The 12,792-nt window shown below is 60.8% G+C and carries 11 protein-coding genes; 9 read left to right on the top strand and 2 right to left on the bottom strand.

Going from position 1 to position 12,792, the window contains the following annotated elements:
* Positions 1-10 precede the first annotated feature (10 nt).
* From pilW to ACLH0J_RS09800, 9 genes are all read left to right on the top strand, one after another.
* A complete protein-coding gene (gene pilW, locus ACLH0J_RS09760; RefSeq protein ID WP_411391802.1) occupies positions 11-769 on the top strand; it encodes a type IV pilus biogenesis/stability protein PilW in 759 nt (252 codons plus the stop codon).
* Positions 769-1,761: a RodZ domain-containing protein gene (locus tag ACLH0J_RS09765; RefSeq protein WP_411391803.1), complete on the top strand. Its 993-nt coding sequence runs from the start codon at positions 769-771 to the stop codon at positions 1,759-1,761. Before pilW ends, ACLH0J_RS09765 begins: the two co-directional genes overlap by 1 nt.
* A 2-nt stretch (positions 1,762-1,763) precedes the next feature.
* Positions 1,764-2,873 carry a flavodoxin-dependent (E)-4-hydroxy-3-methylbut-2-enyl-diphosphate synthase gene (ispG, locus tag ACLH0J_RS09770; protein WP_010565238.1) on the top strand — a complete coding sequence of 370 codons (1,110 nt, stop codon included), beginning with the start codon at positions 1,764-1,766 and terminating at the stop codon, positions 2,871-2,873.
* A gap of 21 nt (positions 2,874-2,894) precedes the next feature.
* Positions 2,895-4,184 (top strand): histidine--tRNA ligase, encoded by a 1,290-nt coding sequence (gene hisS / locus ACLH0J_RS09775; RefSeq protein ID WP_411391804.1) that lies wholly within the window; start codon positions 2,895-2,897, stop codon positions 4,182-4,184.
* A gap of 41 nt (positions 4,185-4,225) precedes the next feature.
* Positions 4,226-4,867 (top strand): YfgM family protein, encoded by a 642-nt coding sequence (locus ACLH0J_RS09780; protein WP_411391805.1) that lies wholly within the window; start codon positions 4,226-4,228, stop codon positions 4,865-4,867.
* Entirely contained in the window at positions 4,860-6,011 is a 1,152-nt protein-coding gene (gene bamB / locus ACLH0J_RS09785; protein WP_411391806.1) for an outer membrane protein assembly factor BamB, read from the top strand. Before ACLH0J_RS09780 ends, bamB begins: the two co-directional genes overlap by 8 nt.
* Positions 6,012-6,269: 258 nt before the next feature.
* On the top strand, positions 6,270-7,739 hold the full coding sequence (gene der / locus ACLH0J_RS09790; protein WP_017846171.1) for a ribosome biogenesis GTPase Der: 1,470 nt from the start codon (positions 6,270-6,272) through the stop codon (positions 7,737-7,739).
* Positions 7,740-7,853: 114 nt separating this feature from the next.
* Complete coding sequence (locus tag ACLH0J_RS09795) at positions 7,854-9,002, top strand: pyridoxal phosphate-dependent aminotransferase (RefSeq protein WP_411391807.1); 1,149 nt, start codon at positions 7,854-7,856, stop codon at positions 9,000-9,002.
* Positions 8,990-9,781 carry an amidohydrolase gene (locus ACLH0J_RS09800; protein WP_411391808.1) on the top strand — a complete coding sequence of 264 codons (792 nt, stop codon included), beginning with the start codon at positions 8,990-8,992 and terminating at the stop codon, positions 9,779-9,781. The genes ACLH0J_RS09795 and ACLH0J_RS09800 overlap by 13 nt, the downstream gene beginning before the upstream one ends.
* A gap of 183 nt (positions 9,782-9,964) precedes the next feature.
* Here the strand turns inward: ACLH0J_RS09800 and leuA are convergent, their stop codons facing one another.
* Together leuA and ACLH0J_RS09810 are read right to left on the bottom strand one after the other, a co-directional pair.
* Complete coding sequence (gene leuA / locus ACLH0J_RS09805) at positions 9,965-11,644, bottom strand: 2-isopropylmalate synthase (protein WP_411391809.1); 1,680 nt, start codon at positions 11,642-11,644, stop codon at positions 9,965-9,967.
* A gap of 323 nt (positions 11,645-11,967) precedes the next feature.
* Positions 11,968-12,789, bottom strand: coding sequence for a peptidoglycan DD-metalloendopeptidase family protein (locus ACLH0J_RS09810; protein WP_411391810.1), 822 nt, complete (start codon positions 12,787-12,789; stop codon positions 11,968-11,970).
* Positions 12,790-12,792: the final 3 nt, after the last annotated feature.

Genomic DNA, 12,792 nt, shown 5'->3' on the forward strand with positions numbered 1-12,792 from the left:
GAGGATCTCTATGCCCTTGCGCCTTGCGCTGCTTCTGCTTGTTACCGGCCTCGCCGCCGGTTGTGTTTCATCGGGACATGACAGCCCTTTGCAAACCGGTAAAGGTCGTGATGAGGCACGGGTGGCCTATGTGCAATTGGGCTTGGGTTACCTGCAGCAAGGCATGAGCGAGCAGGCCAAGGTGCCGTTGAAAAAGGCCCTGGAGCTCGACAATGACGATGCGCACGCCAATGCCGCACTGGCCCTGGTGTTCCAGGCCCAGGCCGAGCCTGAACTGGCCGATCGGTATTTCAACAAAGCCCTGGCCGCCCGACCTGCCGACCCGCGGCTGCTGAATAATTACGGCAGCTTCCTGTTCGAGCAGAAACGTTATGACCAGGCAGCCCTTTATTTCCAGCAAGCCAGCGCCGATACCCTCTATCCTGAGCGTTCGCGGGTGTTCGAGAACCTCGGAGTGACCTCGATACGCCTCGGCCAGCGCGACAGCGCACGCCAGCAACTGGAAAAAGCCCTGCACTTGAACGGACACCAGCCACGCGCGTTGCTCGAAATGGCTGAGTTGTCCTACGAAGACAGGCATTATGTGCCGGCACGTGACTATTACGAACGTTTTAGCCTGCTTAGCGGGCAAAATGCACGTAGTCTATTGCTCGGTGTGCGCCTAGCGACGGTTCATGAAGAACGCGACGCGGCCGCACGTTTTGGCCAGCAACTCGAACGACTCTATCCCGGTACGCCGGAATATCAGCAATACCTGTCGGAGCAATGATGAAAGCGGCGCACCCGGAAGTTGTAGCAGCTAATCGCGTAAACCCAGGCGACACTTTGCGTCAGGCCCGCGAAAGCAATGGTTGGTCGCTGGCGGAAGTGGCCCTCAAGCTCAATTTGACCACCACATCCCTGGGCAACCTGGAAGCCGGCGCGTTCGACAAGCTGCCTGGGCATACTTTTGCCCGCGGCTATATCCGCGCCTACGCGAAGTTGTTGGGCATAGACCAGACCGTATTGGTCCAGGAATTCGACCAGTTCACCGGTACCGACTCCCAAGGCAGCAATGTCCATGGACTGGGTCGCATCGAAGAGCCGGTGCGGGTTTCCCACACCATCCTGCGGATTGTCAGCCTGTTGCTGCTGATCGCCGTGATCGGTGGCGGTTTTATCTGGTGGCAGGACCAGGCTTCCCAGCGCACCAAGGACATGACCAGCAACGCCATGGAGCACGTCGAAGTCGAAAGCGCCGACGGCACCACCCAGATTCATCCGCTGGATGAGCCAGAAGACCAGGCCGTTGCCGAAGGGCAGGCCGCACCGCAAGAGCCTGCCGCCGAACCGCCAGTCGCGGAAACGGCCCCAGCGGCCCCCGCGGCTGTACCGGCTCCGACCGTGCCGAGTACTGCGGCAGCCCCGGTCGCCCAGTCCCATGCACCGGCCGCTCCCGTCCAGGCGCCGGCGACTGTCGCACCCGCCGCCCCGGCAACCTCCACCATTTCGCCACCCACCACCCCAGTGTTGATCGCCGGTGACGGGCACGTTCAGATTACCTTCGTCGCCGACTGCTGGACGCAAGTCAGTGACGGCAACGGCAAAGTGCTGTTCAGCGGCCTGAAGCGCAAGGGCGATACCCTCGACCAGGGCGGCAAACCTCCTTTGACGCTGCGTCTGGGTTATGCCCGTGGCGCGCAAGTGGTCTACAACGGCCAGCCTGTGGACGTGGCGCCGTTCACCAGTGGCGAGACCGCTCGCCTGAAGTTGGGACAATAGTCATGCACGGCGAATCTCCAATCAAACGTCGCGTATCGCGCAAGATCTGGGTCGGCTCGGTGCCGGTGGGCGGCGACGCCCCCATCGCAGTGCAGAGCATGACCAACAGCGACACCAACGATGTCGCCGCCACCGTCGCCCAGATCAACCGTCTGGAAGCGGCCGGCGTCGACATCGTGCGGGTATCCGTGCCGGACATGGATGCCGCCGAGGCCTTCGGTCGCATCAAGCAACTGGTCAAGGTGCCGCTGGTTGCTGACATTCACTTCGACTACAGGATTGCATTGCGCGTGGCCGAACTGGGTGTCGACTGCCTGCGTATCAACCCGGGCAACATCGGTCGCGAAGACCGTGTGCGCGCCGTGGTGGATGCGGCCCGTGATCGCGGGATTCCGATCCGTATCGGCGTCAACGCCGGTTCCCTGGAAAAAGACCTGCAAAAGAAATACGGCGAGCCGACACCGGCGGCGCTGGTCGAGTCTGCGCTGCGCCACGTCGAGCACCTTGAGCGCCTGAATTTCCAGGACTTCAAGGTCAGCGTAAAGGCCTCCGACGTGTTCATGGCCGTTGAAGCCTACCGCCTGTTGGCCAAGGAAATCGTGCAACCGCTGCACCTGGGTATCACTGAAGCTGGCGGTTTACGTTCAGGCACAGTGAAATCTGCGGTGGGTCTCGGTATGCTGCTCGCCGAAGGGATTGGCGATACTATCCGCATCTCCCTGGCGGCAGACCCGGTCGAGGAAGTGAAAGTCGGTTACGACATTCTCAAATCCCTGCATTTGCGTTCCCGTGGCATCAACTTCATTGCCTGCCCGAGCTGCTCGCGGCAGAACTTCGACGTGGTGAAAACCATGAACGAACTGGAAGGACGCCTCGAAGACCTGCTGGTGCCGCTGGATGTCGCGGTGATCGGTTGCGTGGTCAACGGCCCGGGTGAAGCCAAAGAGGCGCACATCGGCTTGACCGGTGGTACACCGAACCTGATCTACATCGATGGCAAGCCGTCGCAGAAGTTGACGAATGACAATCTGGTGGATGAGCTCGAAAGACTGATCCGCGAGAAAGCGGCCGAGAAGGTCGCCTCTGACGCAGCGCTTATCGCGCGCGGCTAAGAACGAATTTAAGGATTTGATGTGAGCAAGTCTCTGCAAGCCATTCGTGGCATGAACGACATCCTGCCTGAGCAGACGCCGCTGTGGCGCTACTTCGAGGGCACTGTCGCGCGCCTGCTGGATAACTACGGTTACAAGCAGATCCGTATGCCGATCGTTGAGTTCACCGAGCTGTTCAAGCGCTCCATTGGTGAAGTGACCGACATCGTTGAAAAAGAGATGTACACCTTTGAAGATCGCAACGGCGACTCCCTGACCCTGCGTCCGGAAGGCACTGCCGCGTGCGTGCGCGCCGTTCTCGAGCATGGCCTCACCGGTGGCGGCCAGCCGCAGAAGTTGTGGTACATCGGCCCGATGTTCCGTCACGAGCGCCCACAGAAAGGCCGTTATCGCCAGTTCCACCAGATCGGCCTGGAAGTGTTCAACCTCGACGGTCCAGACATCGACGCCGAGCTGATTGTGCTGACCTGGCGCCTGTGGGGCCTGTTGGGCATCCGCGACGCGGTCAAGCTTGAGCTCAACAGCCTGGGCACCAGCGAATCCCGGGGCCGCTACCGCGTCGCCCTGGTCGAGTACCTGTCTGCCCACTTGGACAAGTTGGACGAAGACAGCCAGCGCCGTCTGAAAACCAACCCGCTGCGCGTCCTCGATACCAAGAACGCCGACACCCAGGCCGTGCTGGTCAATGCGCCGAAAATGGCCGACTACCTGGACGACGAATCCCGCACCCACTTCGAGGGGCTCAAGGCGCGCCTGGAGGCCGCCGGGATTCCTTACGTGATCAACCCGAAACTGGTGCGCGGCCTCGATTACTACAGCAAGACCGTGTTCGAGTGGGTCACCGACAAACTTGGCGCCCAGGGCACCGTGTGCGCCGGTGGCCGTTACGACGGCCTGGTCGAGCAGATGGGCGGCAAGCCGACCCCCGGCGTGGGTTTTGCCATGGGCATCGAGCGGTTGATCCTGCTGCTGGAAACCCTGGAGCAGGTGCCGGAAGAAATCTCCCGTCAGGTTGACGTGTACCTGTGCGCCTTTGGCGAGGCCGCGGAACTGGCAGCCCTGGCCCTCAGCGAAGAAGTACGCGACCAACTGCCGAACCTGCGCCTGCAGATCAACGCCGGCGCCGGCAGCTTCAAGAGCCAGTTCAAGAAGGCTGACAAGAGCGGTGCGCTGTATGCGCTGATCCTCGGCGATGACGAGCTGGCCCAGCAAGTGATAGGTTTCAAACCCCTGCGTGGCCAGGGCGAGCAACAGAACATTGCCTTTGATGCGCTCGCTGCGCACTTGGCCACCTGCGTCGTGCAGGGTTGAAGCTGTCGAACAGCCGAATTTAGCGATTAAGGAGTGTTGGGGTGTCGAGTACTGATGATGAGCAACTGGCCGAGTTCAAGGACTGGTGGCAGCGTAACGGCAAGCCCCTGGTTACTGGCGGTCTGCTGGCTTTAGTGGTGGTGTTCGGCTGGCAAGCCTGGACCAAGTATCAGGCCAACCAGTCCCAAGGCGCCTCGATCGTTTATCAGCAATTGCTGGAAACCACCCTGACGCCGGACGGCAAGCCCGACCCTGCGCGGGTTGCCGACCTGGCCGCCAAGCTGAAGAATGAATTCGGTGGTAGCACCTACGCCCAATATGGCAGCCTGTTCGTCGCGAAAGTCGCGGTCGATACCGGCAAGCTGGATGACGCCGCCGCCGAACTGAAGGCTATCGTCGACAAACCGACCAACCCGACCCTGGGTGAAATCGCACGTCAGCGCCTGGCTCAGGTATTGGCGGCACAGAATAAGGCCGACGACGCACTCAAACTGCTCGACGGCGATGCTGACAAGGCATTTGTAGCCACTCGCGAAGAGCTCAAGGGTGACCTGTTGGTCCAATTGGGTCGTACCGACGAAGCCAATGCTGCGTACCAAAAAGCCAAGGCGGCGCTGTCTGATGAAGCGGCGGTCGGTGGCTTACAAATCAAGCTGGACGACTTGGCCAAAGGGGATGCGTGACGTGATCCGTTGGAAACATGCAGCATTGCTGGCTCTGGCCGTTCTGGCCGCGGGTTGCAGCAGCAACAGTAAAAAAGAATTGCCTCCGGCCGAGCTGACAAGCTTCAAGGAAGAAGTGGTCCTGCAAAAGCAGTGGAGCCGCTCCATCGGTGATGGGCAGGGCGAGACCTACAACATGTTGGTACCGGCAATCGACGGTGACAACATTGTGGCCGCTGACGTGACCGGCGAGGTGGTTTCCATGGATCGCATGAACGGCGACGTGAAGTGGAAGAAAGACCTCGAATTGCCTGTATCCGGCGCCGTCGGCGTGGGTTACGGCATGGTTATGCTCGGCACGCTCAAGGGCGAAGTCGTGGCGCTGGATTCGAGCACCGGTGAAGAGAAATGGCGCGCTCGCGTGACCAGTGAAGTCCTCGCACCGCCTGCCACCAACGGCGATATCGTCGTGGTGCAGACCCAGGACGACCGTGTGATCGGCCTTGACGCCAGCACTGGCGAACAGCGCTGGTTGTACGACAGCACCCCGGCAGTGTTGACGCTGCGTGGTACCAGCGGTCCGATTGTGACCAATAATCTGGCCGTTGCGGGCTTGTCGACCGGTAAAGTGGTCGCGCTGGATACCAAGAACGGCGTGCCGGTCTGGGAAACTCGCGTAGCCATCCCGCAAGGTCGTTCCGAGCTGGATCGCGTGGTGGATATCGACGGTGGCTTGCTGCTGTCGGGTGAAACCCTCTACGTCGCCACTTACCAGGGCCGCGTTGCCGCACTGGATCTGCAGAGCGGTCGCGTCAACTGGCAGCGTGATGCTTCCAGCTACGCCGGTGTCGCCCAAGGGTTCGGCAGCGTCTACGTCAGCCTGGCGTCCGGCACTGTTGAAAGTGTCGACGAGCGTTCCACCACTGCGCTGTGGAGCAACGACTCCCTGGCTCGCCGTCAGCTATCGGCTCCGGAAGTGTTCTCCAGCTATGTTGCGGTCGGTGACTTCGAAGGCTACCTGCACCTGCTGAGCCAGGTGGACGGTCGCTTTGTCGGTCGCGAGCGCATCGACAGCGATGGCCTGCGTGCACGTCCGCTGGTGGTGGGTAACATGCTTTATGTGTATGGCAACAGCGGCAAGTTGGAAGCCCTGACCATCAAGTAAAGGTTTGACTATGCTTGGGGTCATCCCCAGGCGGCCCTGCTTCATTGCTTAATGTAGGAGCGAGCTTGCTCGCGAAGGACGTCAACGCTAACGCGGGTTTCTGGATGAACGCGGCGTCCTTGGGTTTTTCGCGAGCAAGCTCGCGCCTACAAGACTCAGTGTCGGGCAGGGTATGTGGCATTCAAATGCCGCCCCGAGCACCAGCCGCTGCCCTGCAGCGGCTTTTGTATTTTCTGAAATAACGAAGTGGAGAGCCGCATGGTTCCCGTAATCGCCCTGGTGGGCCGACCTAACGTCGGCAAGTCCACCTTGTTCAACCGCCTGACCAGGACTCGCGACGCCATCGTCGGCGACTTGTCCGGTCTGACCCGTGATCGCCAATACGGTGAGGCAAAGTGGCAAGGGCGCTCCTACATTATTGTCGACACCGGTGGTATCTCCGGTGACGAGCATGGCATGGACGAAAAGATGGCCGAGCAGTCGCTGCTGGCCATTGAAGAAGCCGATGTCGTGTTGTTCCTGGTGGACGCCCGTGCGGGCTACACCGCTGCTGACCAGATGATCGGCGAGCACCTGCGCAAGCGCAACAAGCGTTCCTACGTGGTCGCCAACAAGATCGACAACATCGATCCTGAAATGGCCCGCGCCGAATTCAGCCCGATGGGCCTGGGCGACGCGATCCCGATCGCCGGTGCCCACGGTCGCGGTATCACCCAGATGCTGGAAATCGCCCTGCGCGATTTCCCCAAGGATGACGCCGAGGAAGAAGAGGGCGAAGAAGAGGTCGTCGCCGAAGGTGAGGAAGCCAAGCGCATTCCAGGCCCGAGCGAAAAAGACGGTATCAAGATCGCCATCATCGGCCGTCCCAACGTTGGCAAGTCGACCCTGGTCAATCGCATGCTCGGTGAAGACCGGGTCATCGTCTACGACCAGCCCGGTACGACCCGCGACAGTATCTACATCCCGTTCGAGCGTAACGACGAGAAGTACACGCTGATCGACACCGCCGGTGTGCGCAAGCGCGGCAAGATCCACGAGGAAGTTGAAAAGTTCTCCGTGGTGAAAACCCTGCAGGCCATCAAAGACGCCAACGTGGTGATCTTCGTGATGGATGCCCGCGAAGGCGTGGTGGACCACGACCTCAACCTGCTGGGCTTTGCCCTGGAAGCCGGTCGGGCGCTGGTGATCGCGATCAACAAGTGGGACGGCATGACGCCGAGCGAGCGCGATTTCGTCAAGATCGAACTGCAGCGCCGTCTGTTCTTCGTCGAGTTCGCCGATATCCACTTTATCTCGGCCCTGCACGGCACCGGCGTGGGCAATCTCTATGCCTCCGTACAGAACTCGTTCAAGTCCGCGGTCACCCGCTGGCCGACCAACCGCCTGACCCAGATCCTGGAAGACGCCGTGGGCGAGCACGCGCCGCCGATGGTCAACAACCGCCGGATCAAACTGCGTTACGCCCACTTGGGTGGTGCCAACCCGCCGATTATCGTGATCCACGGTAACCAGATCGAGAAGGTGCCCAAGTCCTATGTGCGTTACCTGGAAAACACCTACCGCCGTGTCTTGAAACTGGTCGGCACGCCGATCCGGATCGAGTTCAAGGGTGGCGAGAACCCATACGAAGGCAACAAGAACACGCTGACGGACCGTCAGGTGAACAAGAAGCGTCGTTTGATGACTCACCACAAGAAGGCCGACAAGAAGCGCCGCGACAAACGCTGATTCCGACCTCGTAAAAAGGGCTCTTGATGAGCCCTTTTTTGTGCGTGATGGTTTGTGCCTTGACCCGATGCGGCAGGCAGCTTAAAACTTGGGGCTCACCTGCAGGGGCCATCGATGATCACCAGCAAGCTGCCGAATGTCGGCACAACCATTTTCACCACCATGTCACAACTCGCTGCCGAAACCGGCGCGCTCAATCTGTCCCAGGGTTTCCCCGACTTCAATGGCCCCCAGGCTTTGCTCGATGCGGTGGGCAAGCACGTTGCCAGCGGCCATAACCAATACGCGCCGATGACCGGCCTGCCGGCCCTGCGTCAGCAAGTGGCGGCGAAGATCGCTCGCAGCTACGGTGTAACGGTCAATCCCGACAGCGAGGTGACCATCACCCCTGGCGCCACTGCCGCGATCTTCTGCGCGATCCAGGCCGTGATTCGCAGTGGTGATGAGGTCATCGTGTTCGACCCGTGCTACGACAGCTACGAGCCTTCGGTCGAGCTGGCCGGTGGCCGCTGCGTGCATGTGCAACTGAGCCTGGACGGTTTTGCCCTGGACTTTGAAAAGATCCAGGCCGCGCTGTCGCCGCGCACGCGCATGATCATCCTCAACAGCCCACACAACCCCACCGGCGCACTGATCAGCCGCGCCGAGCTGGACCTGTTGGCGGCCTTGATCCGCGGCCGCGATATCTATCTGGTCAGTGACGAGGTCTATGAACACCTGGTGTTCGACGGTGTACCCCATGTCAGTGTGCTGGCCCATGAAGAACTCTATCAGCGCGCCTTCGTGGTCAGCTCCTTTGGCAAGACCTACCACGTGACCGGCTGGAAGACCGGCTACGTGGTCGCACCGCCGGCCCTGACGGCTGAACTGCGCAAGGTGCACCAATACGTGAACTTCTGCGGCGTCACCCCGTTGCAGTTCGCATTGGCCGACTTTATGGCCGAACACCCGGAACACATCGACGAGTTACCAGCCTTCTACCAGGCCAAGCGCGATCTGTTCTGCGACCTGCTGGCACCGTCGCGTTTCAGCTTTACCCGCGTCACCGGCACTTACTTCCAGTTGGTGGACTACTCTCAGATCCGCCCAGACCTTGATGACGTCGCCATGTCCCTGTGGATGACCCGTGAACACGGTGTCGCGACCATCCCTGTGTCGGTGTTCTACCGGAACCCACCCCAAGGCCAGCGCCTGGTGCGCCTGTGCTTTGCCAAACGTGAGGAGACGCTGCAACAGGCAGCCGAAAAACTATGCGTGATCTGACTGCATTGCCGAACCTGAACATCGCCCTGGTCCAGACCACCCTGGTGTGGCACGACCGCCAGGCCAACCTCGATCATTTTGAACTGTTGCTGGAGCAGGCCCGGGGCGCTGACCTGATCATACTGCCGGAGATGTTCACCACCGGTTTCTCCATGGAATCGGCAACTCTCGCCGAGCCGGAAAACGGTCCGACCCAGCGCTGGTTGCAAGCCCAGGCGGCGAAGTACGGTGCGGTGATCACCGGCAGTGTGATCATCCAGGCCGCCGACGGCAGCCACCGCAACCGCCTGCTGTGGGTGCGGCCGGATGGCGAGGTGCTGCATTACGACAAGCGCCACCTGTTCCGCATGGCGGGCGAGCACGAGTACTACACCCCCGGCGAGCGCCAGGTGCAGTTTGAGTTGAAGGGCTGGCGCATTCGTCCGTTGATTTGCTATGACCTGCGCTTCCCTGTGTGGAGCCGTGATGCCCAGGACACTGACCTGTTGCTCTACACCGCCAACTGGCCGGGTGCTCGGCGTCAGCATTGGAACCGCTTGTTGCCGGCGCGGGCGATCGAGAACCTGTGTTATGTGGCGGCGGTGAATCGGGTGGGCACGGATGGCAAGGGCTTTGTCTATACCGGGGATAGCCAGGTGCTCGATTTCCAGGGTGAGAGCCTGCTGAGTGCGGGGGAGGCGGACGGGGTGTTTCAGGTGTGCCTGGACGCGGCGGAGCTGGCGGCGTATCGCACGCGGTTTCCGGCGAATTTGGATGCCGATACTTTCCAGTTTGTCTGATGGATTTTTGTGGTTGGGAATATCGCTATCGGGAGCAAGCCCCCTCCCACATTTTTGATCTTTGAATACATTCAAATGTGGGAGGGGGCTTGCTCCCGATGGGGCCAGACCAATCACCATACACCTCAAATAAAAAGGCCCCTGGATTCTCATCCAGGAGCCTTTTGTATTACGGCGTTACGCTTACGCCGCTTTCGCTTCCAACTGGCTCAGCGAGCGGTTCAGCGCGCTGAACAGGGCCTTGAAGCTGGCGGTGGTGATGTTTTCATCGATGCCCACGCCATGCACCGGACGTTCGCCGTTCACTCGCAGCTCGATGTAGGCCGCCGCCTTGGCATTGGTGCCCGCGCCGATGGCGTGTTCGTTGTAGTCCATGATCTCGACCGCCACCGGCAGGCCGGCCACCAGGGCTTCCAGTGCGCCGTTGCCTTTACCTTTCCAGTGCAGGTTGGTTTCGCCCTGGCCTTTGCCCGAGACTTCCACTTCGACAAAGCTGTTGCCGTTTTCTTCCTGCAGGCGATGGCTGACCAGCGCGTACGGAGTGTTGGCTTGCAGGTATTCACGCTGCAGCAAGGCGTAGATCTGCGCGGCGGTCATCTCCAGGCCCACGCGGTCGGTTTCGGCCTGGACTACCTGGCTGAATTCGATCTGCATGCGGCGCGGCAAGCTGATGTCGTATTCCTGCTCCAGCAGGTAGGCGATACCGCCTTTGCCCGACTGGCTGTTCACGCGGATCACCGCTTCGTAGCTGCGACCGATATCGGCCGGGTCGATCGGCAAGTACGGCACTTCCCACAGTGCGTCGGGTTTCTGCTGGGCGAAGCCCTTGCGGATCGCGTCCTGGTGGGAGCCGGAGAACGCGGTGTGTACCAGGTCGCCGACGTACGGGTGACGTGGGTGCACCTGGATCTGGTTGCACTCCTCGACGACTTTGCGCACGCCGTCGATGTCGGAGAAGTCCAGCTCAGGGTTCACGCCCTGGGTGTAGAGGTTCAGTGCGACGGTCACCAGGTCGACGTTACCGGTACGCTCGCCGTTGCCGAACAGGCAGCCTTCGACGCGATCCGCGCCGGCCATCAGGCCCAGCTCGGTGGCCGCGACGCCGGTGCCACGGTCGTTGTGGGTGTGCAGGCTGATGATCACGCTGTCGCGACGGTTGATATGGCGACCGAACCACTCGATCTGGTCGGCATAAATGTTCGGGGTGGCGCACTCAACGGTGGCAGGCAGGTTGAGGATCACCTTGTGCTCAGGCGTCGGGTTCCACACCTCGATCACCGCGTCACACACTTCCTTGGCGAACTCCAGCTCGGTCGCGCTGAACGTCTCCGGGGAATATTCGAAGGTCCACTGGGTTTCCGGCTGCTGGGCGGCGTATTTGACGAACAGCTTGGCCGCGTTGACCGCGATGGCCTTGACGCCTTCCTTGTCCTGATTGAACACGATACGGCGGAAGGACGGCGAGGTGGCGTTGTACAGGTGCACGATGGCCTTTTTGGCGCCGCGCAGGGATTCGAAGGTGCGTGCGATCAAGTCTTCACGGCCCTGGGTCAGCACCTGGATGGTGGTGTCCTCGGGGATGTGGTTGTCTTCGATCAGGGTGCGCACGAAGTCGAAGTCGGTTTGCGAGGCGGCCGGGAACGAGGCTTCGATTTCCTTCACGCCGACGGCGACCAGGGTCTTCCAGAAACGCAGTTTTTTCACCGCATCCATGGGTTCGATCAGCGACTGGTTGCCATCGCGCAGGTCGGAGCTGCACCAGATCGGCGCGCTGGTGATGGTTTTCGACGGCCAGGTGCGGTCCGGGATATCGATGGTCGGGAACGCGCGGTACTTCGAAGACGGGTCTTTGAGCATGCTCATCGGGAAATCCTTTGTTGTAGGGGCCGAAAAAAGGCGGCCTGCCGTAGAACTGTTATTGGGTATGAAGCGGGGGACGAGGCAGATCGATTCAGCCTGGCAGTCGTGCGCTGACGAGGCACAGGCTGCGGTGCTGGCGGAGCTGAATGAGGGTGTGAGATGTTTTCATAAGCTCAACCCTAACCGCCGGGGTGAAAGATGGCAAGTAGTCGAGAAAAATTGAGATAAGTTCTGCTATTTGCGGTGGAGACGAGATTTTATGGTGGGTATATGTCGATGGGCTTGTTTTAATTGCGCGCCAGTTATCCGGCGCGCAATCGCGGTCATCAAGGCTGGAACGCGCCGATGAAGATCGCCGGGTCCACGCGGGCGTCGTTGAGGCTGACGTTCCAGTGCATGTGCGGTCCGGTCGCGCGGCCCGTCGAGCCGACCTTGCCCACCACCGCCCCGCGCGCCAGTTGCTGGCCCACGGTTACGTCGATCTTCGACATATGGCAGAACATGCTGATAAAGCCCTGGCCATGGTCGACGAACACGGTGTTGCCGTTGAAGAAGTAGTTACCGACCAGGATCACCTTGCCATTCGCCGGCGTCTTGATCGGCGTGCCCGCCGGTACGGCAAAGTCCAGGCCCGAATGGGGATTGCGCTCTTCACCGTTGAAGAAGCGGCGCACACCGAACTTGCTCGACAGCGGCCCGTTCACGGGTTTGTCCAGCACCAGGTTGCTCGGCAGGTTCGGGCTGAAGCTGCGGTAAGCCTTGATCTGCACCGCCAGCTCCGCCTCGATGCGCTTGAGCTGTGCCGGCGCCGGGTTGACCTGGCTTTTGTTCTTCAAGGTGATGCGCTGTTCCGGGTATTGCTTGTACCCGACGATAAACGGCAGGCTGCGTCCGCCGCTGCTGATGCGCTCGTTGCCCGGCTTGAGGGTCAGCGGAATGCCGACGATCGCCAGCCAGTTGTCCTGCTCTTTCACCACCAGCACCGGCTTGCCTTGGTAGGTGGCTTTCGGCGCCGTGGCAGAAGGGCCCAGTTCGACCACGGCCACACCGCCCGGTACCGGTTTGTTCAGGGTGCGGGTGATGTAGCTGTCGGCGTGGGCGTTAACGGCGAGGCACAGCAGCATCAACACACTAAAGAGACGGGGCATCGA

The organism is Pseudomonas sp. MPB23, from assembly GCF_046605395.1.
GTDB lineage: Bacteria > Pseudomonadota > Gammaproteobacteria > Pseudomonadales > Pseudomonadaceae > Aquipseudomonas.